Consider the following 25,322-nt stretch of genomic DNA (forward strand, 5'->3'; position numbering starts at 1 on the left):
AACCGTGGCAGCCTTAGCCGTGCAGCGCCCGGTAAGCTGCCTCTGCAGCCGGGTGCAGGGGCAGGCCAGCTGTGTTGATCAGGGTTTCCGGACTGAGGAATTGAACGCCAGTGCTGGACTTCGGCACCAGATCCTGGGCCTGCCCCACCATCAGCTCCACGGTTTGCCGAACAACATGATCCGCCAGGTCCCTACGGCACAGAAGCAGGTTGGCCACCCCCACGGTCCACACGGCAGGTGCGTTTCCATAGCTGTTCGCGGGAATGAGGACGCGGTCGTAGAAGAACTCCGACTGAGCCCGCATCGCAGTGATGAGTTCGGAAAGGTCGAGGAGCCGCACGCCAAGGTCCTGTGCCGCGGCGGCGATGGGCGCCGTCGGGACACCTCCGGACTGGATCATCACGTCTATGGAACCGTCCTTCAGGGAAGCCAAGGCCTGGTTCAGCCCAAGGTTGACCTGCCCCACAGCCCTGCCCGGCCCAGTCGTCTCGCCTGAGAGTCCTGCGGCAGAAATGATTCGGCCGGCCGTGAGGGTGGTTCCCGAGCCTACCTCACCCACGCCCACGGTCTTCCCGGCGGCGTCGGCGAAGGTTCGGATGCCGCTGTCCTCGCGCACAATACAGTGGACGTAGTTTTGGTAGACCTTTCCCAGCGCCACCAACTGCCCGTCGTCCTTGCCCAGGGCTGTGGCTTGCGCTGCAGCGTCGGCCAGTGCGACGGCGAGCGTCGCCTCCCCGGATAAGACACGCTGGACGTTCTCCAAACTTCCGCCGGTGGTCAGCGCGACTGCCTTTTCGGCCACCCGTTCCCGTTGCAGCAGGTCCGCGAGGAGGGCAGCAAACTCTAAGTAGAAGCCGCCGGATTCGCCGCCGGCAACGGTCAGTTCCTGTGGCCGGTCCTCCGGTGTGCAGGCCGCTGTTGACGCTAGCAGGCCGCCCCCCACACCGAGCACGGCAACCGCTTTTAGGGCGCTTCGCCGGGAGATCATCGCTGACTCAGGCATGCGATTCCTCCCACGGCCGTACAAACTCCAGCCGGGCAGTCAGCCCGTGCGGCTCATTCGCTTGCAGGACCAGCTGTGCGTCGTTCGCTTCCGCGAGCCGTTCCACGATGGTCATACCCAGCCCATTACCGGGGATCTTGCTGTGTTGCGGCGCGCGCCAGAACCTGGTGGTGGACGCGGCGAGTTGATCGGCGGGGAGGCCGGGACCGTCGTCGGAAACCTCGACGGCGGTGCCTCCCTGCGTCTGCCGGCTCGCCACCGTGATACGTGCCCCCGGAGCGTATTTGAGGGCATTGGCGAGGAGCTCACCCACCATATGCGCGAGTTCCTCCGGGTCACAAACAATCTGGCTTCCGGACGCCGGGCCCTCCAATGTCAGCTCCGAGCCGGCAAGGTGGGCGGCCGGCGTCGCCCTTTCCACTTCACCTTGCAGGACCGGGAAGGGGTCGATGACGGCCAGCCGCTTATGCTCTGATGCTGGCTCCACACCGGCAGACACTTCAGAGGCGCGGTGTTCAGCAGTTGCCAGCTTCAGCACGCCGTCGAGCATTTCTTCCACCCGCTCAAGTTCGGCCACTACGCCGGCTGCCGCTTCTTTCTCAGGCTCCGAGCGTAAGGCGAGCTGCAGCAGATCGATCCGCAGCCGCAGCGCCCCCACAGGATTCCGGAGTTGATGTGAAGTATCAGCGATGAGCCGGCGCTGCGACTCCATGCTTTTAGTCACAGTATCGGCCATGGCTGTGAAGGACCGGCTCAACTCACGCAGTTCAGGCGGACCGGCTTCAGGAAGCTGGCTGGTTTTGCCCGTGGCCGCGAGCTCGTGGACTGCCTTGCTGAGACGGTGGACCGGGCGCAGAACCCAAGCCGTGATCCGCGACGCCGCCACGAGCAGCAGCATCCCCAGCGCCACCGCGGCAAGCCCGACGACGAGCCACCGCTCCCGGAGCTTCTGCCGGGCGGCTTCGAGGTTGACCTCAACAACCACTTCGCCAAGTACCTGGCTGGCCGTGCCGAAGGACCTGGAGATGAAGTCATTGCCTGTCCCGAAGGCACGGATGGGGTTGAGCGTAGTGTCGCTGAGGTTAAGGCTCGCCCGGTTGAGTGCGTCACTGACCACTGGTTGGTCCTCGCTGAGGTTGCCGGAGCTTACCGTTTGCTGCTGAAGCCGGATCAGGATCCCTTCGCCGTAAAGCTCGGAATAGCGGTCCATTTCACGCTGGAGTTGGGTTGTGTCGTTGTCCTCAGCGGCGTCGCTGGCCAGTTGCGCGAAACGGTTGAGGGCTGCCACGCGGTTGATCTGCAGTTCCTGGGTGAGCTCCCTGCTCGCCGATGTCAGGATCACGCTGGACACCGTCACCACAATGACAACCACCAGCAGGCTGAGGATGCCCAGTACGCGGACTTTCACGGTTGCTCTACGCGGTAGCCGACGCCGCGGACGTTGATGATGAAGCCGGGAAGTTGGAGCTTGGACCGGAGGCCTGTGAGGTGCACGTCCAAGGAACGGGAGTGCGCCAGGAATGCGTCGCCCCAGAGCGCATCCAGGAGCTGCTCCCTGGTCACCACGGAGCCTGCGTTCCTGACCAGCAGGCTGAGGAGGTCGAATTCGGTTGCCGTGAGGGCGAGTTGTCTTTGGCCCACGGATGCCACCCGGCGGTCGAGGTCCACTTCCAAATCTCCGAGGACGATGGTGTGCGGAGCGTCCTGTCCGGAACGGCTGGCGCGCCGGGTGACTGCCTCGATTCTGGCGAGCAATTCCACGAGTTTCACGGGTTTGACCAGGTAGTCATCGGCTCCGGATCGAAGGCCCAACACCACGCTGCGTTCGTCGTCGCGAGCGGTCAGGATCAGGATAGGAATCTGCGTGACCTGTCGCAGTTTGCGCAGGACGTCCAAGCCATCCATGTCAGGGAGGCCGAGGTCCAGCAGGATCACTTCGTGCTGCCGGTGGGCCAGGAGCGCGTCCTCGCCCCGGGACACCCGGGTGTGCTTGTGGCCAGCAGAGGCCACGGCTGCGCTCAGGGCCGACGCCATGGCGTCGTCATCCTCGACGATGAGCACGTGCACTGTCAGGGTCCTTTGGCTTGCTGTGGGCTGGTTCGCGGGTTTGGTTGGTGGGTTTGGTTCGCGAGTTTGGTCCGCTACTAGAGCTTAACGTTGCGAGGCCCGCTCTGCGCCCCTCAGAGTAGCCAAAGGGCGCAAAGCGGGCCTCACAAGGCAGCCAGGTTAGGCGTTGACGAGATCCTTCTTGTCGTCGTCGTCCTTCGCAGTGACTTCCGTATCACCCTTTGCCGTGCCCTTTGCCGCGAAGGCGTTGCCCTGCTCGGCATCCAAGTGCGTCGGCTTCTTGTTCTTCAGAGCGAAGATGTACACCAGGAGGGAGATGAAGATAGCGGCAGTGACATAGGTGAAGAACATGTCCACCTGGCCCGACTTCTGCAGGGCCGCACCGATCAGCGGTACAGTGCCGCCGAACAGCGAGTTGGCAATTGCGTAGCCCAGTCCGACGCCCAGCGCGCGGATGGACGCCGGGAACAGTTCAGCCTTCACCAGCGCGTTGATGGAGGTGTAGCCACCCACCATCAGCAGGCCACCGAACATCAGGAGGAACGCCACAAACGGGTCCTTGGTTCCAGCCAGCGTGGAAAGCAACGGCCACGTGAACAGTACGCCTGTGACGCCGAACCAGATCAGCAGCGGCTTTCGGCCAATCTTGTCGGACAGCATGCCGTACACGGGCTGCAGCAGCATGAAGATGAACAGCGCCCAGAAGTTGATGACGGAGGTATCGGTCTTCGCGATGCCGGACGTATCGTTCATGAACTTCAGGATGAAGTTGGTGTACGTGTAGAACGCCACGGTGCCGCCCAGGGTGATACCGATGCAGATGAGCAGCGGCTTCCAGTGCTTGGTGAACAGCAGTTTCATGGTCCCAGGCTGTGCCTCGCCCTCAACCTTGACGTGCGCGGCGCGGAGCTGATCAGCAGAGAGGGTTTCCTCCATGGACCGGCGAAGCCAGAGAACAACCAGTGCAGCGGCACCACCAATAGCAAACGGAATCCTCCAGCCCCACTCGGTCAGGTCATCCTTGCTCATGGTGTTCTGCAAGATAACCAGCACAAGGAGGGCCAGCATCTGACCGCCGATCAGCGTGACGTACTGGAAGCTGGAGAAGAAGCCGCGGCGCTTGGCCGTTGCAGCTTCGGACATGTAAGTGGCGCTGGTTCCGTACTCGCCGCCCACCGAGAAACCCTGGACCATGCGGATGAACACCAGCAGAATCAGGGCCCAGAGGCCTATAACGTCCTGCGTCGGCAGGATGGCGATGGCGAAGGAACCCGCGGACATCATGGTCACGCTGAGTGTCAGCGCAGCTTTGCGGCCCTTGCGGTCGGCATACCGGCCGAAGAACCAGCTGCCGATCGGGCGCATGAGGAACGACGTCGAGAAGACCGCCATCGCCTCAAGACCAGCCTGCAGGTCGTCCGAGGAGTTGAAGAAGTGCGACTGGAAATACGCCGCGAAAACCGTATAGACGTAGAGGTCGAACCACTCCACGAGGTTGCCCGCGGAGCCCTTGAGGATGTTGCTCACGGCTTTACGTGTCTGGGCGGCTTCGCTCAGAGGTGCAGCTTGCTGGGTGCTCATCAATGAACCTTCCTGGACGGCGCCGGAAACGGCAGCCGTGTCTTGCCTGAGTTCGTTCTGTCCATGAAGCTCGTGCTCATGGCGTCCTTGCGCATGGCTCTTCGTCGACTAAGAAAGGCCCTCCAAGGTGAAGAGGACATGTTCCAAACTATGGGTGATGCACGGCACAGCCCTAGCTCGCGGGGGATTTCCTAACACTTCCTTAGGTTTCGGCTGGCTCGGGTTGAGGTCCGACGGCGGGCACGCACGTTAGCGTCCGACGGCGGTGGCGCACGTTAGCGTCCGACGGCGGCGGCGCTCCACAGGTTTTCGGGCGCAGCTTTCCGCTGTGGCTTTCCCGAACAGCCGGAGTTATCTTCAAGGCATGGGTGGAGTTCGACGCGCGGCCCGCGTCTTGAAGCATGAGGCAGCCAATATTCCGCTACCACCAGGTCAGGTTGCCGGTCTGGTGTTGGACGTCGTCCTTGATCACCTGCGTCCCGTTCCGGTTTCCGGGGACAGGGTCCGACGCAGGGCTGCCGGTTTGGCCTTGGCTTTGGCTGGCGCAGGACTCACCGGTTGGGCGGTTTCGGAGCGCCGGCGTGAAACGGCGGGAAGTTTTGCCCTGGGCCACCCCGAGGGACTAGTGACCAGCGGACCCTATGCCGTGAGCCGCCATCCGATGTATCTCGGGTGGTGGCTGATCCACGCAGGCGTGGCGGTAAACAGGGGTTCTGTGTGGGCTCTCGTGACTCTGCCGGCTGGAATGGCGGTGGAGCATCTGGGCGCGTTATGGGAAGAAGCCATGCTCCGAAACAGATTTGGACAGCCTTATGCCGACTATGAGAGAGATGTTCCCCGCTACATCGGTTCACCGGCACGGTTAATGCGGACCAGTTTCCAAATGGCAAGGCGGCCAACTCCCGCTGCGACGGCAATCGACGTGGGAAACAGAAGGGAACCCGTGGACGAAAATGCGCCGAAAGGCACGCACACGAGCAATCCCGCAGCGAAGAATGCGGCCACGTGAAGCCACTGGTTCCGAACGCGTCGCAGGGCCAGTCCGAGGAGTGACCCTACAGCGGCACCAACTGCCCAGACCGGGAGCAGACTGTAAATGAAAAAGACAACGGCCAACTCGGGACTCTGGCTGGACAGCAACGCGCAGAACGTCAAGTGCGCCACGGATATGCCCAGAGTCAGTCCCTTGCCTCCCAGCACCACCCGATCCTTTGGTCCGTAGCGCCATCCTGTGGATGGGCTCCTTGTTGCCAGCGCGCACTCTTCATCGATTGACCAAGGGTCATGGCTCATGACTACCTCCGAGTGATGTGAGCGAGCGTTCGGCTGAAGGGGCGATTATGTGAGCGAGCGTTTGGCTTTGCCCTCGGCGATCTCGTTGAGCGCGCCGGCCAGCGAAGGATACTCAAACGCGAACCCGGCGTCGAGCAGTTTCCGGGGCTCCACCCATCGGCTCTTCAGTACAAGCTCTGTTTGTGTACGGATCAGGATGGCGCCGGCTTCAAGCAGCCAGGCCGGCGTTGGGATGCCGAACGGGACACCCATGCTTTGCCGGACAAGTGACATCAGCTCGCGGTTGTCCACAGGATAGGGCGTTGCCGCGTTAACTGGACCGGTCAGCTCAGCGTGGGTGTGCACGAACAACACCGTCCTAAACAAGTCCTCCACGTGGATCCAGCTGAACTTTTGCGTGCCATGGCCCATGTGCCCGCCCAGCCCCAGCCGAGCAAGGTTCCGGAGCGGGCTCATGACGCCACCCGCGCCGAGAACGATCGCGATCCGAAGCGCCACCTTTCGAGTGCCCGGAGCAACGGCAGCCGCCAACTCGTCCTCCCAAGCACGGGCAACGTCCACGGAGAATCCGCTTCCCGGTTCGCCGGTGACCTCAGACTGAGGACCATCTTCCGCATGCCGGTAGATGGTGCCGGTACTTGAGTTGATCCAGGTTCTGGGCCGTTCGGCACATCGAGCAGCGGCGCGTCCCAAAGCGCGAGTCGTGAGGACCCGGGAGTCCAGAATCTCGCGCCGGTGCCGCTCGTCGTATCGGCAATTCACGGAGCGTCCGGCGAGGTTCACCAGCAGTTCGGCGCCGTCAAGCGCTTTGGTGATGGCGCCGTCGTCGTGCCATTGAGCGTCAGCCGACGTGTCCCGCCCAACTGTCCGGACCTGCCACCCTTCGTCAATGAACCGCTGCGTGAAGTAGCTGCCAATGAAGCCACTAGCGCCGGCAATCACCACCGTCCTCGGCATCACGAGTCTTCCTTGACGCGTCGCACGAGCCCCAGGACGTCGTCGAACACCTTGCTGACGCCGGGAATTTTCGCCAATGACAGGCCGCGCGCCACCAGAGGAGCGGCGCCGTCGATAAGTTTTCGTGTACGGCGTTGTCCTTCGGAGCGGTCGTAGACCCAGAACAGCGCCACGCCCATGTAAGCCAGCCACAGCAGCTCGGGTAGATCGCCGCGCAACTTTTTCGCGACGGCGGGGGAGGAACCTTCGACGGCGGACCGGAAGATCGCGAGCGAGGCCTCGCGGGCGGCGGTGGACGCCTCGCCGAACGGGTTGACGGGCGACGTCGGCCGGATCGCCGTCGCGATGAAATCGGAACCGAACTGGTGGTACGGCGCCATGACGTCGATACCGGAGTGCAGAACTGCTTTGAGGCGCCCCGCGAGATCCTGGACGCCTTCGAGGGCCTGCGCAGCCATTGTGGCGTGTTCGTCCTGTACCTGGATGTAGAGCTCTTGGACGAGCTCGTCCTTGGAAGCGAAGTAGTAGTAGGCGTTGCCGACGGAGACTCCAGCCTCCTGCGCAATTGCGCGCATGGTGGTCTTCTCAAAGCCGATTTCACGGAACATCTTCAGCGCGACGTTGGCCACGAGCTGCCGGGTCTGCTCACTCTTTGCTGCCATGGTGCCGCTCCTCAATCGAATTTTGAACGTGTTCAAGGATGAGTATGACATGGCTTCTGAACATGTTCAAAAGATGATGGTTGTGCAGACAGGAAAGTACAGGCGCGGAGTGGGAGAATGGAATCGGTGCCGGGCCGGATGCCCCACCAACCACAGTGCTAATACAGCGGGGCAGTCTTACTACGGACGCCTGCGCGAACCACTAAGAAATGGATGACCCATGCCCTCGCCCTCAGGCTCCAGTACTTTGAGCAAGCCCGCACCGCGCTTCGCTTCGATCGGCTCGCCGTATTTCGGCATCATGCTGGCCATCATGGCCGTAGTGCTGATCCTGTCCAACATCGGCGCCTCCAAGGGCGTAGTGTTCGGGCCGATTATCACTGACGGCGGCTTCTTCCTGTTCCCCCTCGCATACATCCTGGGTGACGTGATGAGCGAGGTCTACGGGTTCAAGGTGGCACGAAAGGCCATCATCACCTCGTTCGCGCTCTCGGTGTTCGCATCGCTCTGCTACTGGATCATCATCGTGCTGCCGGGCTTCAATGACGAGTACGGCACAGCCAAGCAGGCAGCCATCGAAGGTGCCCTGGGCCCGGTTCCGCTGATCGTCCTCGGTTCACTGCTCGCTTTCCTGGCCGGGCAGACCATCAACTCCTGGATCCTGGTGAAGATGAAGGAGCGCACTGGCGAGAAGTCTCTGTGGGCGCGCCTGATGGGCTCGTCCGTGGTGGGCGAATTCGTTGACACCCTGATCTTCTGCAGCATCGCGGCGTCGGTCATCGGCATCACGGACTTCGGCTCGTTCCTGAACTACGTCCTGGTTGGCTTCGTCTACAAGACGGCCGTGGAATTCCTGTTCGTACCCGTCACCGTGCTGGTTGTTGGCTGGATCAAGAAGCGAGAGCCGAGCTACGGAGTAGCCGCGGCCTAGCCTCCGCAGGGGCCCATTTCGATGGCTTGCTGCGCACCATGCCGTGCGTTCGGCACGGTGCGCAGCCTAGCCCCGAAACGGACCGGCGATGGCGCGCTACGAGTAGTACCGGCCCAGCGTCTCCGCCTTGAACTCGAAGAATTCCCCGGATTCGATGGCCAGGCGGGCGTCGTCCACCATCTTCACCACGAAGCGTTCGTTATGGATGGAGATCAGGGTTGCCGAGAGCATTTCCTTGGCCTTGAAGAGGTGGTGGATGTAGGCCCGTGAATAGTTCAGGCAGGTGTAGCAATCGCAGCCGTCCTGCAACGGCCCAAAGTCCGTCTTGTACTTAGCGCCGGACAAGTTGAAGCGGCCAAAGGGTGTGTAGAACGCGGAGTTCCGGGCAACACGGGTGGGGGAGACGCAGTCGAAAGTGTCGGCACCGTTCTCGATGGCCGTGAAGATGTCGTCCGGTTCGGAGATCCCGAGCAGGTGCCGGGGTTTGTCCTCGGGAAGTTCCTCGTTGCACCAGCGCACAATGGTGCCCAGGTTTTCCTTCTCCAACGCACCTCCGATCCCGTACCCGTCAAAGGGCATGGCGCCCAGATCCTGGCAGGCCTTCCTTCGCAGGTCCTCATACTGGGCTCCCTGAATGACACCAAACAGCGCTTGGTATGGCTTACCCACACGGGAAGCGGTCAACGAAGCGTGTTCCTCCAGGCATCGCAGGGCCCACAGCCGCGTTCGCTCCAACGACTCCTCTTGGTAGGCCCGGGAGTTCTGCAACGTGGTGAGCTCGTCAAAGGCGAACATGATGTCCGCGCCGATCTGGTGCTGGACCTGCATGGAGATTTCGGGGGAGAAGCGGTGCCGATCCCCGTTGAGGTGGGATTTGAACCAGACACCGTCGTCGTCAATGTGTGCCAGCCGCTCCTTGCCGGGCGCTACTGCATCGTCCGGTCCTGAGCTGTCCACGTTCTTCATGTCGATGACTTTTTTGAACCCCGAGCCAAGGCTCATCACTTGGAATCCGCCCGAGTCAGTGAAGGTGGGCCCCGACCAGTTCATGAACGCGCCAAGCCCGCCAGCGGCGTCGAGGATCACCGGCCCCGGTTGCAGATACAGGTGGTAGGCGTTGGCAAGCACAGCCTGCGCGCCGAGCTCGGCGATGGACTCCGGCAGCACTGCCTTCACGGTTGCTTTGGTCCCGACGGCGATGAACGCGGGCGTCTGGATGGTCCCGTGCGGTGTGGTGATGGTTCCGGTTCGGCCCAGGAAAGAGCCTCCGTTTACTTCCACCTGGGCGTCCGACGGGGAGCACGTTTCAGTTAGGCGCTGGCCCACAGAAAAGGAGAACTCGGATTGCCGGTCGGACAATCCGGGCAAGTCAGGCCGGGTGGGAGCAGGGGAAGATGCAGGGGCAGATGAGGAAGCTGGCACGCTACCAAGTGTGCCAGCTTTACGGCAGGTAACCTTCCGAAGAAACCCTACGAACCGTAGTTCTCAGCCTTCCAGTTGTCCCACGAGGACCGGATGTCCGCTAATGTGTGGGCGCCCAAATCGTAGGTGGAGGCAATCACCATGGAGCCGCCGTCGGGCCTTTTCTCCGGAATCGGCAGTTGCTCCGCCACGATCAGCAGTCCGTCCCCATGCTCGGCGTAGCTGTGCACAGTGAGGCCCACCTGGTGACGGCTCTTGAACCAGACCTTGCCGGAGATCTTCTCACCGGTGGCAAGAGTGAGCGAGTACTCCTCCCCAACAGGCGGCAAATCCCCGAGCCCCAGCTTCTCGATCGCCGGTCCGCCTTTACCCGGCAGGGAAATGAAATGGGTCCGCCGGTGTCCGTGGGGGTGCCGTTCCAGCGCAAACCGCAGCTGATGCAGGAACGTGAGCCAACCCTGGGTGATGTCCTCATCCCACTCGGCCCATTCCGAGTTGTGGTCGAGGGCGGCCCTGGTGACCCGCACCTCCGTACCACCGGAGACCGGGTGGAGCTCAAAAACATCGCCGCCGTTGACGGTCAGGCTCGTGTGGTCGGGCCCCTCCACAACATCGGTGTTGAAGTAGATCTGTTTGATTTCGTCGGCAAGATCGTCGGCTTCCCAGCCGTGCCATTGAGCCACCAACGACGGTTCACGCAGCATTGTCCAAACCTGCTGCGCGTCGGCATTAATCACAACGCTCAGATTGTTCGTCATGGCCCCGAATCTACCGCCGTTGGCGCCCACATAACAGGTCTTGATATTCCCGAATAAGCGGTACCGGGAAAGCTAGGCGCGCACCGACTCAAGTTCGTTACCGATCCGCCGGGCCAGCTCGTCCTCGTCGATGGTCTTCGATCCACCGTGGGCGCGCAGGAACATGAGCGCTTCGAGCCGGAGGAACCGCCATTCGCGTTCGGCTTCGTGGTTCCCGTTGTCGATTGCGCGGAAGATTTCCTTGTCGTACAGATTGGGTTCGTTCAGCGACCGCTGCCTGACCCGGGCATTGATCCGGGCCTTGAAGGGGTCTTCTTCCTGGGACTCGGGCGCGCGCAACAGTTTCTCGTAAACCGCAGCACGATCGCTTTGTCCGGCTTCGCGGCAAATGAAACTGGATAGCGCCAAGGCACGTTCGATCGATGCCCAGCGGTCCAGATTGCCGTCGAAAGGCAGCACATTCAGCAAGTCGGCGACTGCCAGAGCGTGGTCCGGGTCGCGCAGCACGATGCAGAGATCGAAGGCGAGATCACTCAGGTCTCGCAGGCAGCTCCCCGACTTCGTATTGATGCCTTTGGCGAGCCGATCCGCCAGGACCTGCACGCCGTTCTTGCCCTTATGGTTGGCGGCCGCGGCACGGACCACGGCTTCCGGCGTGCCGTCGGGCTCGGGAATAAGGGCAAGTTCTTCGGCGCTCGGTCCGGTGTGCGTGGGCGGCGTTTCCGGGCGCGGAGGAACAACGACGGCGGGCACCGCGGGAGCGTCGACGTCGCCTCCTGCGGAGGTGCTTGAGTCCGAGGTGCTGGACTCAGGAACATTGGAACCAACCGGAACTCCATCACCCACCGGAACACTTGACCCGACAGCGATCCGTACTGCACCGCCGTCGACCATTGTCACCAGCAGCAACGCGGCAACGCCGTAATCGTCGTTTTCCACCTCAACGGCGGTAATTTCCTGGGCCGGCCCGTCACCGGGTGGGAACACAAAATCCCCGGGCCGCAGGTCCCCAGCCTGCTTTTCCATGTATTGCTGTGTGGCTGGGCTGTGAGTCATCGGAAGTCCTTTGGTTCTCGTGGGGTCCGCCGTCCAGTCTACAAAGACCAGCTGGTGAAGGGGCCGGGACCCGCTAGAGAACGATGCCCGAGAAAGCCAAGGCCTGCCGGACGAGATTCCCGCGGCCGCCGTCGAATTCCTGCTGGACGTTGTCGCTGAGCACCTCTTGAGGCGTCATCCACGTGAGTTCCAAAGCGTCCTGGCGGGGTTCACATTCGCCGGTCACAGGAATGATGTAGGCCAGCGAAACGGCGTGCTGGCGGTCATCCGTGAAGCCTGTCTGAGACGGGGCCGGGAAATATTCGGCCACCGTGAAGGGAACAGGGCTGATGGGCAGCTGCGGGAAAGCCAGGGGGCCGAGGTCCTTTTCCATGTGCCGCAGGAGCGCCGCGCGGATGGTTTCGCGGTAGAGAACGCGGCCGGAGACGAGGTAGCGGACCATGTTTCCGTCGGCGTCGCCCTGAAGGAGGGTGCCCACTTCGTTCACATACCCGAGCGGATCCAGCCTGACCGGAACGGCCTCCACGTAGACCATGGGGAGGCGGCCGCGGGCTTCGAAGAGGTCTTCATCCGAAAGCCAGCCTGGATACGGGTCGGGTGTACGTACGCTCATGGTTAAGTTCTACCGCATCCCCAGCCGAACTTCCTTGGCAGCGGCGCCGTGGCTCCGGGGTTACGCTCTCGGCTGTATTACGAGGCCGGGACTGGTGACTTCTCCACGACAATCGACGCCGGCGCTGCGCCGCCCACAGCATCCGGGTTGGCGACGTAGAGGAGGTCTTCGGTGATCCTGGCCTCGACATCCGCAGCTTTGAGGCGCGCCAGCAGTGGTTCCAGATCGCCGTCGTACTCAAACGCAAGGTCCCCGTTGGTGGCGTCCGCGCCGTGAGTAATTTGAAGGATTCCGCCGTTCTTGGTGGTGAACGTGGCCGATTCGTCGTCCTCCGTGCGTGGCCGGGCGCCGATGTTTCGCAAAACGTTTGCGGAGAACGCCACCAAAGGGCTGACCCACGTCGCTGCCACCGTGAGTGCTGGATCGGCATCAATTGATGTGGCCCAGCTGCCATCTGCTGCCCGCTGCGCCGGGAAAGCAAAGAACTCGAAGCCGTCATCGGCAGAGATGCGTACAGAGGGCCCGTAGGAGGCTTCATGGAGCTCCGCCTGGGTGCCGTCTTCTTCGGTGCGGCGTGCGAACTCCTCCAGGTTCCCTACCTCGACACTGAAGATCGTGTAGCCATCCAGTGGGTGACCACGCTCCAGCCGACCCAACGCGACGCGACCCGAACCGGCGTCGAACTCCTGCCAGTCGCCGTCGTCCACCGTCTTCACCAAACCCAGCGCCTGCAGCAGCGTGGCCCATTGCTCAAAGTGCGATGTGTAGTGGATGGGGCGGGCTCGCAACATTGGTCCTCCTGGGTTGGGTCCTCGCGGTTCGGGTGTCCGCTCCCAGCCTATGCCGCGTGGCCTTGCGGGGGACGGTGCATTTCACAGGAGAATGAACCCATGCCCATTGAACTTGAGGAACTCCTTGTTTCCGACGGAGCCGCTTGGCGCTCTTGGCTTTCGGAGCATGCCGCTGAGAGTCCCGGCGTGTGGTTGATTCTGCACAAGAAGGGCGGCAAGCTCACGGAGTTGGACTACGACGCCGCTTTGGATGAGGCCCTGTGTTTTGGCTGGATTGACGGCCAAGCGAGGAGCCGCGACGCCGAAAGTTACTTCCAGCGAATGACGCCCCGCGGCCGTAAGAGTATCTGGTCAGCGCGGAATGTGGGGCACATTGCGCGACTGGAGTCCGAGGGCAGAATGACCGCTGCCGGACGAGCGGCCGTCGAGGCCGCAAAAGCTGATGGACGCTGGGAAGCGGCCTACGCCGGACCGGCCGATTCCGTGGTTCCGGATGACCTCGCGGCAGCCATCGCCGCAGTCCCGGAGGCCCAGGCAATGTTCGATTGTCTGACCTCCCAGAACCGCTTCGCCCTCATCCACCGCACCAACGGGGTCAAAAGGGCCGATACCCGTGCTCGCAAGATCGCCGGTTTCGTGGAGATGCTTGCCCGTCACGAAGCCCCGTATCCGCAAAGGAAGCGGCCCGCTTCAAGCGGCAACTAGAGCGTGGCGGCAGCTTCCAGCGCCATCCAAGCTTGAAGCTGCGTGGAAAGCTCGACGGCGGCACCCACCGGGTACGTTTCGCTCGCCGGACGCTGGGGGTCGAAGGAGAACACGATGGCTGGAGCTCCCTTACGACCCGTGGCCTGGTTCGGGTCCTCGCGGCGCCCGGCCCAGAACGCTTCGGCTGTGCTGCGAACCAAGGACCTGGCCGTTGCCCTGGTTGTGGCTGGGAGCCGGGCGTCCCGGGCTGCCAAAGCGAGATAACGGAGCAGGATGCCGGTGAAAAGGCCACCATCGCCCGTGCCATCACCACGGATGACCTGCGTGCCGGGCAGCGTCAGCTCGCGTTTCACGGCGTCCACCAGCAGGGCGGCCCTGCGCAGGTTGTCATCACCGCCCAGTTCCAGCAACGCACCCAGGACCGGGCCTTGGTTGTAGGTGTAAATGGCCTCATCCACCATCACCCTGCCCTGACTGATCCGAAGCCCGTCCCGATACACGCCACGTTCCGGGTGGAGGAGCTTGTTGTTGAGCCAGTCCACCAACTTCCGTGCGCGCTCTGTGTGGTCGGTCCGCGCGTAATAGAGTGCCACGGGGGCTGTGGCAGGGGTGTTCTTGAAGTCCCGTTTGGTGCTCCAGAAAGTACCGCCGCCAAGGTGGTCCGTGGAAGCTGAATCGAACTGCAGCGTCAGGCTCTTGCGGACATAGGCGTTCCGCCGCCGACCAGGTTTGTTGGTCTCTTCGGCAAGCTTTTCCAATCGCAGCGTGGCGAGTGCCAGCCACGCCATGTCGTCGTAGTAGTCGTTGACGAATCGCAGCAGATTCCGCAACCGGATGGTGGTGACCAGCCGCGAAGCGAGCCGGCCCGCGCTCGGGCGGGAGTCGCCGTCGAACTTTGTTTTACTCGCGAGTTCGCGGCGGCCCGCATCCACCAGGCAGTCCACGTAGTGCGCTTGCCACCAGTAATGCCACGGGCCGGAGAGGCTCTTGATGGTGTTGCTGGGCAGGCTCACTGCACCTATGTGCGTACCTGGCAGGAAGAGCAGGCGCCTGCCGAAGCTTCGGGTCACTGATCGGGCCGCTTGGGTGGCACGTGTTGCCCATTCGGCGGCGTCTGTGGAGGGGGCCGGCGCCCCGGGTTCGGTCTGGCTGGACATGCAATCAGCCTAGCGGGGCAGGAAGTGTGCGCTTGCCAACAATTCCAGTTAACATTCATTAACGGATTTGGGTCTGCATCAAGGAGGATGAATGGACATCAAGGGCACGGTCGCGCTGGTAACCGGCGGGGCATCAGGGCTAGGGGCCGCTACCGCGAAGCGCTTGTTCGACGCCGGAGCTTCGGTGGTACTGGTGGATCTGCCGCAATCGGCTGGTGACGGATATGCGGCCGAACTGAATGCGGCACGTTCGGGTGAGGGGGAGTCGGGTCCACGTGCTGTCTTTGCTCCTGCAGACGTCACCAACGAATCGCAAATCCAGGCCGCCGTCGATGCCGCCGTATCTTTGGGACCGCTCCGGATCGTGGTCAATTGCGCAGGTATCGCAACGCCGGGGAAAGTCATTGGCCGCGAAGGCGTGCTGCCGCTGGAGAACTTCAACAAGGTCATACAGATCAACCTTGTGGGCACCTTCAACGTGATCCGCCTGGCCGCTGCTGCCATGGTGGAAACCGAACCCGTCTCCACGGAACTGGGTGGGCCCGAACGCGGCGTCATCATCAACACCGCCTCCGTGGCTGCCTTCGAAGGCCAGATCGGCCAGCCAGCCTACGCTGCATCCAAGGGTGCCGTAGCGGCAATGACGCTGCCCTTGGCGCGGGAGTTTGCCCGATCACTGATTCGGGTAGCCACCATCGCGCCCGGCATCTTTGAAACGCCCATGATGGCCGGACTTCCCCAAGCAGCCCAGGACTCCCTCGGACAACAGGTCCCGCATCCTGCACGCCTGGGCCGTGCCGTGGAGTACGCAAACCTGGCAGCCCACATCGTCGAAAATGCCATGCTCAACGGGGAGACCATCCGACTCGATGGCGCAATCCGAATGGGACTCAAGTGATGGGCGATTACAGCGGCCCTTCCGGGTCCTTGCCGGGGACAGTTCCCGCTGGTTCCGGTTCCGCCGGTCCCGTTTCGCCGTCAGTGGCTGACCTACCCACGGCTGACTTCTTTGACTTCGAATCGCTGCTCAGCGTCCAGGAACAACGGAAACTCAACGAACTCCGGACCTTCCTTGCCTCCGAGATCGCCCCATACGCCGGGCAGTGGTGGGAGAAAGCAGAGTTTCCCGAAAACATTCTTCCTAAGCTCGCGGCCCTCCGGCTCAGCGCGCCCGCCCAGCGCGGATATACCCACCTGTTCGCTGGCCTGGTTATTGCCGAAATGACAAGGGTCGACACCTCGATCGCAACGTTCTTCATGGTTCACCACGATCTCTTCGTGGAGTCGCTGTACGACTTCGGCAGTGACGCTCAGCAGGACCGCTACCTGGACGACGCCTCCAACCTCCGCACAACCGGGGCCTTCGCCCTTACTGAGCCGGGCCACGGGTCCGACGTCGCCGGAGGAATGGAGACCACTGCGCGCCGGGTTGCGCGGGAAGATTCCGACGGCGGCGACTACTGGGTGATTAACGGCGCCAAACGCTGGATTGGGAACGGGACGTTCTGCGATTACATGCTGGTGTGGGCCAAGGACGAAACAGATGGCGCCGTGCGTGCATTCATCGTTGACGCATCATTGCCGGGCATCACCCGTAGCCGCATCGAGAACAAAATTGCCCTGAGGACTGTGCAGAACGCCGACATCGTGTTTGCGGACGTTGAGGTAGCTGAGGCAGATCGTTTCGCTGGCATCAGCAGCTTCGTCGACACCAACCACCTACTCCGTGGCTCCCGCATCATGGTGGCCTGGCAGGCAGTTGGCCAACAACTTGCAGCCTTCGACGTCGCCCGGCAGTACGCCGTCGAGCGCATGCAGTTCGGTAAGCCGCTGGCCAAGTTCCAGCTCATCCAGCAACATCTGGTGGACATGCTTGGAAACGCGGTAGCCAGCATGGGAATGATGGTTCGGATCGCGCAGCTGCAGGAGGACATCTTCACAGATGCGCAAGGAGTGCGGCACGGAGGCGCAGAGATGGCGCAGGTGGCGCTTGCCAAGGCCTACTGCAGCGCCAGGATGCGGGAAACCGTGGCGTTGGGCAGGTCAATCCTGGGCGGGAACGGAATCGTCACCGATTACCGCATCGCGAAGATCTTCGCCGACGCCGAAGCCATCTACACATACGAAGGTTCCTACGAAATTAACTCGCTGATCGTTGGCCGTGCAGTGACAGGGGTTTCGGCCATCGCCTAAACCTGATGTGGCTCAGACAGCCATTGGTGTCCGGGAGCTAGTCCTCCGGAAGCTTCTCCCCGGCTTCCACCCGAACATCGATTGAATTGCCCCGGACAGGCATTGGGCAGGTGCCATAGGGAGTGAAGGCACTCGGGTAGTTGATGGCGCGGTTGAAGTCGATCACTACGGACCCGTCGGGTCGGGGCCGCGGGATGAACACCTTGCGCCATTCATCCGTGGTGTCACCGTTGCTTTCATCGTGGAAGGTTACGTTGAGCGCGCCCAGCTTCTCCTCTTCCGCATGCAGCCGGATCTCGTGGGGAACACCCGGCACACGGAACACCACCTCGCCCACTGACCTGTGGACACCGTCCACCAAGGGGTTCGCCGTGCCGATTGGCACGTCCATTGGCTCGTCGTAGGCTTCAAACCGGCCCCCGATAACCCAACCGGGGTTGTAGTCGTAGGTGGGGACTCCTTTGAACCCAGTCAATACCGGGGAGCTGCTATCGCGCGTGCGAACGGCGTATTTATCCGCACGCATAGCGAGTTCCACCACAACTTGCTTGCCGTCCTCGCCTCCGAACTCCACCCACATGAGCGACTCTTCATCCTGCAGCGCCGCCGAGATGGTCCCATCGACGACCTCTCCTGTCTCCACCAGCGTGAGTCCGTCCGCAGCGCTCGCCGTGAGGAAGGCCGTGGTGCCGTCTGTTGACCAGAGGCCGGGAACGAGCTCAACCTCCGAGGGCTGGCCCTCAAGCCATTGGAAGGATGTGAGCGTCAGCCAGCCGTGTTCGGTGGCCAAAGCTGCATTTCTACCTGCACGGAACCGCTCCCAACGGGCGATTTGGGCGTCGGTTGCGATGGTGGGCGAGCTCATGGTTCTCCTCGGCTGGTTCACGTCAGTTCGTGGCGGTTGCACTTGCCTCAACTATGCTCCGGTCTTGGACATTCCCGGAATTCTCCGCCACCTGAGCCCGTCCCACTACCTTGGATCGGCCCGCGCTTCTCTTGGATCGGCTCGCGCTGGCCCTTACTCATGCCAGCGCGAGCCGGGATTGATGGACGGCAACGATGGGCCGCGCACCAAGTGCCCAACCCATCGTTGCCGTCTTGCCCCGAAGAGCGCTATCCGGTCGAACTCTTAGTGCGACCGGTGCCCGTACTTACGGGCACCTGCGAAGGCGAGCAGGGATCCTACGGCCAGAAGCGCCGCAGCAATGAAGATGAACCCTTGCCCCTGGGCGCCGGTGTTGGCCAGCTGCTCAGAGTTGTCTTCGTCGGTGGATTCCGCCGGTTCCTCCGGAATCACTACAACAACGGGATGGCTGGTGCTCGGGGCCGGTTCCGGCGTTGCTGTTGCGGTGCTGGTGCTCGGGGCCGGTTCCGGCGTTGCTGTTGCGGTGCTGGTGCTCGGTGTCGGTGTTGCGGGTGCTGTGCTGGGGCTCGGCGTCGGTGTCGGTGTCGGTGTTGCGGGTGCTGTGCTGGGGCTCGGCGTCGGTGTCGTTTCGACTGTCCCGTCGCCCGTTCCGCTGGCGATGCTTCGACGCGCCTCGGCGCCAACGGGGTTTTGTTCGCCCGAGATGTTAACCGTTCCGTTGTTCTCGTAGACATCCAGGGAAGGGTCGGTCACCGTCGTGACGACGAAGAGCTCCACATGCTCGCCTTCCGGCAGCCCCTGCCAACTGACCGTTAGCGACTCCGGGGTGCACTGAATGCTTGCCGGATATTGCTCATTATCGAAAGGTTCAACTATGTTGCCGGCGCCGCTCACTACTTTGCCAACTCGGGGTGTAACTTGGCTGCAATCGATCTCCATGCCGGCCGCGGGGATGTCTGTCACCACAACATCGTTGGTTTCGAATGCCATGGGCGGCATGTAGAAGATCGACTCCAGTTTCGTCTGGGCGGGGTCTGCCCACCACATCGACTTTCCGACAGACGTTGGCACTCCCGGGTCGCAATCCTCTGTGCAGGGTTCAGTGGTTAGGGGGACACGAACCACGCTGTCACCAACAACAAAGTTCAGCTCCTCCGTTCCTCCGTTGGTGGGCTCAAGCGAGTACTGAGTAGTGAAGAAACACTTTCCGCCCACATTCAAGGGATGCGAAGCCACGAAATCGGTCAGGGTGAAGACCACCAAGCCGTCATCGTTCACGGCGGCTGTGGCAACTGTACGACCAGCCGGGTTCTTTAGGTCAAAGGTAGTGTCGCCAAACCAGCGCAGTTCAGCGGGGAGCCGAACACTGAAGGTGTCCCCGGGTTGCGACTTGTCGGGAACTGACCATTCACATTTCACATCCACTTGGTCCCATTGCTTGGTAACTACTGATTCCGTGCTGATGGTGATTTCTGCTTCCGGAATATTTGCCGCACTGGCCGGAAGCGCGGTTAGCCCCAAGCCCAAGAGAGCCATGACCACGGCCAGCAGCGCAGTCACCAGCGACACAGTTTTTAGATGGATCTGATTGTTCATTTTCGGGATGGTCCTTCGAATCCTTGGGTGTTGTGTTCCGTCACAGGGTGAGTGTTGGCAGCGGAAGGTTCGTGACGTTGCCGCTCGGATTCCGGCCCCGGGATGTTCAGCGGGAGTCCTGTACTGCCGTTTCGGTGGCCGCTGCGTTCGACACTCCCGCCGCAGAAAGCGGGTAAAACATCATGCGCGCAGGGCTCAGGGTCTCATCACCCAAGGCCTCCAGCACGGCCTTGCATCCCAGTAGCCGGGAGAGGCTGCGTTCTCCAAGAGGAAAGAGGATATGGACAGCAGAATTCTGGTACATGGCCATGGACCCGGTTCCGTGCAGCTGGCCTTTGACGGCTTCCCCGAGCCGGGCAAGGAGTGTCCAGCAGTGTCCGCGACTATGGCGGGGACCGGGCAATCGGATGATCGCCAGAGCATGCGGGCCGGGGTGTTCCGGCCCTAAAGTGGATACCTCGTGGATCCGTCGCTGAAAGTGCGCTTGGGTGACCAAACCTGTGTAGACGTCGGTGCATGAGATGGGCTCGGCTGTTTCTGCAACCTCCGCCCAGCCTTCTGCCAATGATTGAAGTGCATCGATGTCGATGGGCTGTCCCGAGGCCACAAACAACGCACGAAAATCGTTCATGGTCTCGTTGATGCCGACGCCATTCCTGGCGCGGGCCGCTCCGAGTAGTTTTGACCTGCAGGCCGGAATCGCTGTGCCGCTGGCGAGTGACGCTACGATTGTCCGGATCTCGGGCACGAACCAATCCGCACGGAAACGCCATCCTGTCTTGCAACTGATGGTTTGCCATCTTCGCTGTAAAAGATACCGTGAAAACGCGCATTCGCCGAATGATTTGGTCCTAAACGAAGTCATATCCGAATAGTGCGCTGAATAACTAGTTCGTGACGAGATACTTTCCCCAAGCTTTGGTAAAGACTCTGTAGAAAAACGCGTCACGACTTGCCTCCAGCCCCCACTCCATAAATATGGGCAGGGTTCATTACGGTTTGGGGATGCCATAGATGGCACACAGGTCAAACGCAGGCAGCAAATCAACAATCGACGACGACGGGCGTCTCATTGAGCTGGTCAGGGGCGGAGACATGTCCGCGTTTGATGGTCTCTACGAGCGTCACGTGTCCATTGCATCCATCGTCGCCCGACGCAACGTGGACAATCCAAGCGATGCCGAGGATGTCGTGGCCGAGGCTTTTCAAGCTGTGCTGCAAGGCCTCGTGGCCGGGAGGGGGCCGGATACATTCTTCCGGGCATACCTGTTATCGACAGTAACCAGGCTCTCCCATCAACGGAACCGAAAAGCCGGCAAGGTCCTGCCCAGCGGTGATGACTCTGTCCTGGATCATGCCTTGGCCGATTCGGATGCCGCCATCAGTGCTTTCGAATCGCGCACGGTCGCCAAAGCGTTCCGCACTTTGCCGGAACGGTGGCAGGCGGTGCTGTGGTACTTGGACGTGGAACGCATGAAACCTGCAGCCGTTGCACCCATTCTGGGGCTTTCCCCCAATGCCGTTTCAGCGCTTGCCCTCCGTGCACGGGAGGGCCTCAGGAGGCAATACCTGCAGTGCCATATCGCAGAGCAGGCCGATGGTGAGTGTTCCGAGTTCGTTTCAAAACTCGGCAACTTCGTCCGCGGTGGACTTTCGGCATCCACCGAACGCAAGGTTCGGGATCACCTGAATGGCTGCTCTACATGTACGGCCGCCCTCTCGGAGTTGAAGGACGTTCAAGGGAGCATGCGGGCCGTGCTCCTGCCTTTGGTGACGGGTGTTCCCATCACCATCTGGGCAGGAAAAAGCACGGGACTGGGCGTCTTAGGCGCGGTTTTCCCCGCTAAGGCTGCACTTATCGCACCAGCGCTCGCCCAACCGATAGTCGTGGCCGTCGTCGCAGCGGCCGGGATGGGGCTTGTGTTGGGGTCCATAGGGATCGTTGACCATCTGACTTCGGAAACTTATTCGCAGCAGCGCGCGGTGGAGACTGGCGGTCCACCCTGGGGCAGTGAAACGGCGACGCCCACTTCGGCGGCTACGCCAAGCGGCACGCCGCTCCCTGCATCTTCCTCTCCGGCGGACTTACCGCCAGCTACGTCAGAACTGGTGCCGGCCCCGGCGGAATTACCGTCAGCAGCGGTGGAATTGCTTCCAACCCCGGTGGAGGAGGTGCCTTCGGGGGCGCAGGTACCCTCGCCGCCAGCACAGGAGAAACCGGCACAGGAGAAGCCCGCACAGGAGAAGCCCCCTGAACCCTCCGTGGCCGCGTCCCCGGTGGCACCACCTTCCCCCACACCCACTCCCGCACTCTCGGAAGGCCCGAAGACCACCGCTCCGGCGATTGTCCGCGGCTCTGTACGGCAAATTTCAGGCTGGAGTTCAAGGAACATCATCATGGAAATCGACTTCCGAGTCTCAGGCGGAGGCCCTTTAGGTAGCGGCAAGGCCGTATTTTCGGTAGCCGCGGATGCATGGATCGAGGAAGGTTCCCTTCAGGCTCCGGAGGGATGGACCTGCGCGCTGGAGAACCGGCGCGTTGCTATTTGTGCCACCAGCGCTGTGCAACGGGAAGATCTCCAATTCCATGTGGTGACCGATTCCAAGGGCAATAAAAAAAGTCGTGAACTGAGCTACACCTTGAGTGGCCCGGGGTTGGCTCCCAACAAGTTCTCCTACAACTACTGACAGGGGGTTCTGGTTGCGCAAGGCGACGCCAAAATCTGAGACACATTCTTTTGTTGACTTCTGTGCGGGTAAGATCCCGTAGGAAACATTAGTAATCCGGCTCACAGTATCCAGCGCAGTGTACGGGCCAAACCAGATCCCGAAGGTAAGTATCAATGGTTCACACTGCCCATCAAGACACCGATCTCGCAGCCGAACTGCGTGCCGACGTGCGTCGCGTATCCACCCTCCTCGGCGAGTCCCTGGTTCGACAACACGGTCCGGAACTGCTCCAACTCGTGGAGCAGGTTCGTTTGCTGACCAAGGAGTCTAAAGAAGCCGCACGAGGCGGCGCGGATGCTACCGGCCCTTGGAGCGCGCACGACGTCGTTGCCCAGGTCCGCGAGTTGCTCGCCTCCCTGCCGCTGGACCAGGCGACCGATTTGGTCCGTGCCTTTGCGTTCTATTTTCACCTCAGCAATGCAGCTGAGCAGGTACATCGCGTTCGTGGACTGCGTACCCGGCAGGAAAAGGACGGCTGGTTGGCAAAAGCGGTCTCAGAGATAGCCGGCCAAGCGGGCCCACAGGTCCTGCAGGATGTGATCGACGAACTCGATGTCCGGCCCATTTTCACAGCTCACCCCACCGAGGCATCACGTCGCTCTGTGCTGGATAAGGTCCGCAAACTATCGGACGTCCTTGCTGAGCCAACCACGGATGGGACCTCGGCGCGGCGCCGCCAGGACCGGCAACTCGCCGAGATCATCGACCAAATGTGGCAGACTGACGAACTCCGCCAAGTCCGCCCCACACCGGTGGATGAGGCTCGAAACGCCATCTACTACTTGAACAGCATCCTGACCGACGCCATGCCGGAAATGCTGACCGACCTTTCGGAACTCCTGGCTGAGCATGGTGTAACGCTCCCGGCGGCTGCTGCACCCTTGAAGTTTGGTTCGTGGATCGGTGGAGACCGTGACGGCAACCCGAACGTTACTGCTGCTGTCACCAGGGAAATCCTGCAGCTACAGAACCAAAACGCTGTCCGGATCAGCATTGCCCTCATCGACGAACTCATCTCGGTGCTCTCCAATTCGACGGCTCTTTTTGGGGCCGACCAGGAACTGCTGGATTCGATCGCTGTGGATCTCAAGAACCTCCCTGGACTGGACAAACGTATCCTTGAACTGAACGCGCAGGAGCCCTACAGGCTCAAGCTGACGTGCATCAAGGCCAAGCTCATCAACACCGGTCGCCGTATTTCAGCTTCCACTTATCACGAGCCGGGCCGAGACTACGCCACTACTCCTGAGTTGCTCGCGGAGTTTGGGTTGCTTGAGGCCTCGCTGCGGAACCACTCGGCAGCGCTGGTGGCAGACGGCGCGTTGGCGCGTGTACGCAGGGCAATCGCTGCCTTTGGCTTGCACCTGGCAACACTGGACATCCGCGAACACGCCGATTACCACCACGATGCTGTGGGGCAGCTCGTGGACAGGCTCGGCACTGAAAAGCCCTACGGCGAATTGACGCGTGAGGAACGTTTCACGTTCCTGGGCGCGGAGTTGGCGTCCCGCCGCCCATTGTCCGGCCACCCGATCAAGCTTGACGGCACTGCGGACGGCACATACGACGTCTTCCGGAGTATCCGCCAGGCCCTCCACACTTACGGCCCGGACGTCGTGGAAACGTACATCATTTCCATGACCCGAGGCGCCGATGACGTCCTGGCCGCAGCAGTTCTTGCCCGCGAGGCTGGACTGATCGACCTCTTCAGCGGCAAACCCCATGCCAAGATCGGGTTCGCTCCGCTACTGGAAACGGTGGAGGAACTCCGGGCTTCGGCCGAAATCGTGGACCAGTTGCTCTCCGATCCGTCATATCGGGAACTTGTCCGTCTCCGGGGCGACATCCAGGAAGTCATGCTGGGTTACTCCGATTCCAATAAGGAATCCGGCGTCATGACCAGCCAGTGGGAGATCCACAAGACCCAGCGCAAGCTGCGTGATGTAGCTGCCAAGCATGGCGTCCGCGTTCGCCTCTTCCACGGCCGCGGAGGATCAGTTGGCCGCGGTGGTGGACCCACTTACGACGCCATCATGGCCCAGCCGAACGGCGTTCTTGAAGGCGAGATCAAGTTCACCGAGCAGGGCGAGGTCATCTCGGATAAGTACTCCCTGCCCGAGCTCGCCCGCGAAAACCTGGAACTTTCCCTGGCCGCAGTGATGCAGGGTTCGGCCCTGCACCGCACCCCGCGCACCTCGGATGACGAGCGTGAGCGGTACGCAAACGTCATGGAAACCATTTCGGATGCAGCGTTCGCCCGCTACCGTACATTGATTGACGATCCCCAGCTTCCCGCCTACTTCCTTGCGTCTACACCGGTGGAGCAGCTGGGTTCATTGAACATCGGTTCGCGCCCCTCCAAGCGTCCGGATTCAGGTGCCGGACTCGGTGGCCTGCGGGCAATCCCGTGGGTTTTCGGTTGGACCCAGTCGCGCCAGATCGTTCCCGGCTGGTTCGGCGTGGGTTCCGGGTTGAAAGCCGCCCGCGAAGCCGGTGACACCGATCAGCTGCTGGAAATGATGGACCGCTGGCACTTCTTCCGCTCTGTCATCTCCAACGTCGAAATGACCTTGGCCAAGACGGACATGGAAATTGCCGGTCACTACGTTTCGTCCCTGGTCCCGGAGGAACTGCACCGCCTGTTCCACATGATCCGCGACGAGTACGAGCTCACTGTGGCCGAAATCGAGCGGCTTACCGGCGAGATCGAACTCCTCGATGCCCAGCCGACACTGAAGCGTTCACTCGAAATCCGCGATCAGTATCTGGACCCGATCAGCTACCTTCAGGTGGAGCTGCTCCGCCGTGTGCGCGAGGAGCAGCTGTCCGGCGGCGAGATCGACGAGCGGCTCCAAAGGGCCATGCTCATCACCGTCAACGGGGTAGCTGCAGGGCTTCGCAACACCGGCTAGCAAACCTTCTCTCACATCCCTCGGGATTGT

22 protein-coding genes and 1 pseudogene are annotated in these 25,322 nt (G+C 61.7%); 7 read left to right on the forward strand and 16 right to left on the reverse strand.

The window, feature by feature from the left end; all coding sequences use genetic code 11:
• Positions 1 to 13: 13 nt before the first annotated feature.
• The 4 genes from RIF72_RS17475 to RIF72_RS17490 form a co-directional block, all read right to left on the reverse strand.
• Positions 14 to 1,003 carry a TAXI family TRAP transporter solute-binding subunit gene (locus RIF72_RS17475; RefSeq protein ID WP_309076101.1) on the reverse strand — a complete coding sequence of 330 codons (990 nt, stop codon included), beginning with the start codon at positions 1,001 to 1,003 and terminating at the stop codon, positions 14 to 16.
• Positions 996 to 2,411: a HAMP domain-containing sensor histidine kinase gene (locus RIF72_RS17480; RefSeq protein WP_309076102.1), complete on the reverse strand. Its 1,416-nt coding sequence runs from the start codon at positions 2,409 to 2,411 to the stop codon at positions 996 to 998. The genes RIF72_RS17475 and RIF72_RS17480 overlap by 8 nt, the downstream gene beginning before the upstream one ends.
• Entirely contained in the window at positions 2,408 to 3,070 is a 663-nt protein-coding gene (locus tag RIF72_RS17485; protein WP_309076103.1) for a response regulator transcription factor, read from the reverse strand. Before RIF72_RS17485 ends, RIF72_RS17480 begins: the two co-directional genes overlap by 4 nt.
• A gap of 159 nt (positions 3,071 to 3,229) precedes the next feature.
• On the reverse strand, positions 3,230 to 4,651 hold the full coding sequence (locus RIF72_RS17490) for an MFS transporter (protein ID WP_309076104.1): 1,422 nt from the start codon (positions 4,649 to 4,651) through the stop codon (positions 3,230 to 3,232).
• A gap of 364 nt (positions 4,652 to 5,015) precedes the next feature.
• On the opposite strand from RIF72_RS17490, the pseudogene RIF72_RS17495 reads away from it, so the two are divergent.
• Positions 5,016 to 5,447: pseudogene (locus tag RIF72_RS17495) on the forward strand (methyltransferase family protein); the annotation flags it as partial.
• Between the two features lie 44 nt (positions 5,448 to 5,491).
• Here RIF72_RS17495 and RIF72_RS17500 read toward each other — a convergent pair.
• Genes RIF72_RS17500 through RIF72_RS17510 form a run of 3 tightly spaced genes read right to left on the reverse strand, consistent with a single transcriptional unit; the run spans position 5,492 to position 7,563 of the window.
• Positions 5,492 to 5,944, reverse strand: a complete 453-nt coding sequence (locus RIF72_RS17500) for a hypothetical protein (RefSeq protein ID WP_309076121.1) — start codon at positions 5,942 to 5,944, stop codon at positions 5,492 to 5,494.
• 45 nt (positions 5,945 to 5,989) lie between these two features.
• Positions 5,990 to 6,904: a TIGR01777 family oxidoreductase gene (locus RIF72_RS17505; RefSeq protein ID WP_309076105.1), complete on the reverse strand. Its 915-nt coding sequence runs from the start codon at positions 6,902 to 6,904 to the stop codon at positions 5,990 to 5,992.
• Positions 6,901 to 7,563, reverse strand: a complete 663-nt coding sequence (locus RIF72_RS17510) for a TetR family transcriptional regulator (RefSeq protein ID WP_309076106.1) — start codon at positions 7,561 to 7,563, stop codon at positions 6,901 to 6,903. Before RIF72_RS17510 ends, RIF72_RS17505 begins: the two co-directional genes overlap by 4 nt.
• Positions 7,564 to 7,783: 220 nt before the next feature.
• Between RIF72_RS17510 and RIF72_RS17515 the strand changes: the two genes are divergently transcribed.
• Positions 7,784 to 8,494: a queuosine precursor transporter gene (locus tag RIF72_RS17515; RefSeq protein ID WP_309076107.1), complete on the forward strand. Its 711-nt coding sequence runs from the start codon at positions 7,784 to 7,786 to the stop codon at positions 8,492 to 8,494.
• Between the two features lie 96 nt (positions 8,495 to 8,590).
• Here the strand turns inward: RIF72_RS17515 and tgt are convergent, their stop codons facing one another.
• The 5 genes from tgt to RIF72_RS17540 form a co-directional block, all read right to left on the reverse strand.
• A complete protein-coding gene (gene tgt / locus RIF72_RS17520) occupies positions 8,591 to 9,916 on the reverse strand; it encodes a tRNA guanosine(34) transglycosylase Tgt (RefSeq protein WP_375164249.1) in 1,326 nt (441 codons plus the stop codon).
• A gap of 47 nt (positions 9,917 to 9,963) precedes the next feature.
• The gene (locus RIF72_RS17525) at positions 9,964 to 10,674 is read right to left on the reverse strand and encodes an SRPBCC domain-containing protein (RefSeq protein WP_309076108.1); all 711 of its coding nucleotides are present in this window, start codon (positions 10,672 to 10,674) and stop codon (positions 9,964 to 9,966) included.
• A 72-nt stretch (positions 10,675 to 10,746) separates the two neighbouring features.
• Positions 10,747 to 11,730: a DUF6707 family protein gene (locus tag RIF72_RS17530; protein WP_309076109.1), complete on the reverse strand. Its 984-nt coding sequence runs from the start codon at positions 11,728 to 11,730 to the stop codon at positions 10,747 to 10,749.
• Positions 11,731 to 11,803: 73 nt separating this feature from the next.
• Entirely contained in the window at positions 11,804 to 12,343 is a 540-nt protein-coding gene (locus RIF72_RS17535) for an NUDIX hydrolase family protein (RefSeq protein WP_017199858.1), read from the reverse strand.
• 77 nt (positions 12,344 to 12,420) lie between these two features.
• Positions 12,421 to 13,134, reverse strand: coding sequence for a hypothetical protein (locus RIF72_RS17540; protein WP_309076110.1), 714 nt, complete (start codon positions 13,132 to 13,134; stop codon positions 12,421 to 12,423).
• Positions 13,135 to 13,233: 99 nt separating this feature from the next.
• On the opposite strand from RIF72_RS17540, the gene RIF72_RS17545 reads away from it, so the two are divergent.
• Positions 13,234 to 13,839, forward strand: coding sequence for a YdeI/OmpD-associated family protein (locus RIF72_RS17545; protein WP_309076111.1), 606 nt, complete (start codon positions 13,234 to 13,236; stop codon positions 13,837 to 13,839).
• Here RIF72_RS17545 and RIF72_RS17550 read toward each other — a convergent pair.
• Positions 13,836 to 14,996, reverse strand: coding sequence for a glycoside hydrolase family 76 protein (locus tag RIF72_RS17550; RefSeq protein WP_309076112.1), 1,161 nt, complete (start codon positions 14,994 to 14,996; stop codon positions 13,836 to 13,838). The genes RIF72_RS17545 and RIF72_RS17550 overlap by 4 nt on opposite strands.
• A 91-nt stretch (positions 14,997 to 15,087) precedes the next feature.
• Between RIF72_RS17550 and RIF72_RS17555 the strand changes: the two genes are divergently transcribed.
• Complete coding sequence (locus RIF72_RS17555) at positions 15,088 to 15,894, forward strand: SDR family NAD(P)-dependent oxidoreductase (RefSeq protein WP_309076113.1); 807 nt, start codon at positions 15,088 to 15,090, stop codon at positions 15,892 to 15,894.
• Positions 15,894 to 17,189, forward strand: a complete 1,296-nt coding sequence (locus tag RIF72_RS17560) for an acyl-CoA dehydrogenase family protein (protein ID WP_375164250.1) — start codon at positions 15,894 to 15,896, stop codon at positions 17,187 to 17,189. Before RIF72_RS17555 ends, RIF72_RS17560 begins: the two co-directional genes overlap by 1 nt.
• Before the next feature lie 37 nt (positions 17,190 to 17,226).
• Here the strand turns inward: RIF72_RS17560 and RIF72_RS17565 are convergent, their stop codons facing one another.
• The 3 genes from RIF72_RS17565 to RIF72_RS17575 all read right to left on the reverse strand — a co-directional run bounded on the left by RIF72_RS17565 (position 17,227) and on the right by RIF72_RS17575 (position 20,398).
• Positions 17,227 to 18,054 (reverse strand): DUF1684 domain-containing protein, encoded by an 828-nt coding sequence (locus tag RIF72_RS17565; protein ID WP_309076115.1) that lies wholly within the window; start codon positions 18,052 to 18,054, stop codon positions 17,227 to 17,229.
• A 264-nt stretch (positions 18,055 to 18,318) separates the two neighbouring features.
• A complete protein-coding gene (locus tag RIF72_RS17570; RefSeq protein ID WP_309076116.1) occupies positions 18,319 to 19,650 on the reverse strand; it encodes an Ig-like domain-containing protein in 1,332 nt (443 codons plus the stop codon).
• Positions 19,651 to 19,756: 106 nt separating this feature from the next.
• Entirely contained in the window at positions 19,757 to 20,398 is a 642-nt protein-coding gene (locus tag RIF72_RS17575; protein WP_309076117.1) for a hypothetical protein, read from the reverse strand.
• Positions 20,399 to 20,664: 266 nt separating this feature from the next.
• Between RIF72_RS17575 and RIF72_RS17580 the strand changes: the two genes are divergently transcribed.
• Positions 20,665 to 22,338, forward strand: coding sequence for a sigma-70 family RNA polymerase sigma factor (locus RIF72_RS17580; protein WP_309076118.1), 1,674 nt, complete (start codon positions 20,665 to 20,667; stop codon positions 22,336 to 22,338).
• Positions 22,339 to 22,493: 155 nt separating this feature from the next.
• Positions 22,494 to 25,292, forward strand: a complete 2,799-nt coding sequence (gene ppc / locus RIF72_RS17585; RefSeq protein ID WP_309076119.1) for a phosphoenolpyruvate carboxylase — start codon at positions 22,494 to 22,496, stop codon at positions 25,290 to 25,292.
• Positions 25,293 to 25,322: the final 30 nt, after the last annotated feature.

The organism is Paenarthrobacter sp. (assembly GCF_031180005.1).
Lineage (GTDB): Bacteria > Actinomycetota > Actinomycetes > Actinomycetales > Micrococcaceae > Arthrobacter.

Coding starts and splice junctions, on each gene's coding strand:
- RIF72_RS17475 (WP_309076101.1), bottom strand. CDS start 1,003: ATGCCTGAGTCAGCGATGATCTCCCGGCGAAGCGCCCTAAAAGCGGTT.
- RIF72_RS17490 (WP_309076104.1), bottom strand. CDS start 4,651: ATGAGCACCCAGCAAGCTGCACCTCTGAGCGAAGCCGCCCAGACACGT.
- RIF72_RS17500 (WP_309076121.1), bottom strand. CDS start 5,944: ATGAGCCATGACCCTTGGTCAATCGATGAAGAGTGCGCGCTGGCAACA.
- RIF72_RS17510 (WP_309076106.1), bottom strand. CDS start 7,563: ATGGCAGCAAAGAGTGAGCAGACCCGGCAGCTCGTGGCCAACGTCGCG.
- RIF72_RS17515 (WP_309076107.1), top strand. CDS start 7,784: ATGCCCTCGCCCTCAGGCTCCAGTACTTTGAGCAAGCCCGCACCGCGC.
- RIF72_RS17525 (WP_309076108.1), bottom strand. CDS start 10,674: ATGACGAACAATCTGAGCGTTGTGATTAATGCCGACGCGCAGCAGGTT.
- RIF72_RS17530 (WP_309076109.1), bottom strand. CDS start 11,730: ATGACTCACAGCCCAGCCACACAGCAATACATGGAAAAGCAGGCTGGG.
- RIF72_RS17535 (WP_017199858.1), bottom strand. CDS start 12,343: ATGAGCGTACGTACACCCGACCCGTATCCAGGCTGGCTTTCGGATGAA.
- RIF72_RS17540 (WP_309076110.1), bottom strand. CDS start 13,134: ATGTTGCGAGCCCGCCCCATCCACTACACATCGCACTTTGAGCAATGG.
- RIF72_RS17545 (WP_309076111.1), top strand. CDS start 13,234: ATGCCCATTGAACTTGAGGAACTCCTTGTTTCCGACGGAGCCGCTTGG.
- RIF72_RS17550 (WP_309076112.1), bottom strand. CDS start 14,996: ATGTCCAGCCAGACCGAACCCGGGGCGCCGGCCCCCTCCACAGACGCC.
- RIF72_RS17555 (WP_309076113.1), top strand. CDS start 15,088: ATGGACATCAAGGGCACGGTCGCGCTGGTAACCGGCGGGGCATCAGGG.
- RIF72_RS17560 (WP_375164250.1), top strand. CDS start 15,894: ATGGGCGATTACAGCGGCCCTTCCGGGTCCTTGCCGGGGACAGTTCCC.
- RIF72_RS17565 (WP_309076115.1), bottom strand. CDS start 18,054: ATGAGCTCGCCCACCATCGCAACCGACGCCCAAATCGCCCGTTGGGAG.
- RIF72_RS17570 (WP_309076116.1), bottom strand. CDS start 19,650: ATGAACAATCAGATCCATCTAAAAACTGTGTCGCTGGTGACTGCGCTG.
- RIF72_RS17580 (WP_309076118.1), top strand. CDS start 20,665: ATGGCACACAGGTCAAACGCAGGCAGCAAATCAACAATCGACGACGAC.
- ppc (WP_309076119.1), top strand. CDS start 22,494: ATGGTTCACACTGCCCATCAAGACACCGATCTCGCAGCCGAACTGCGT.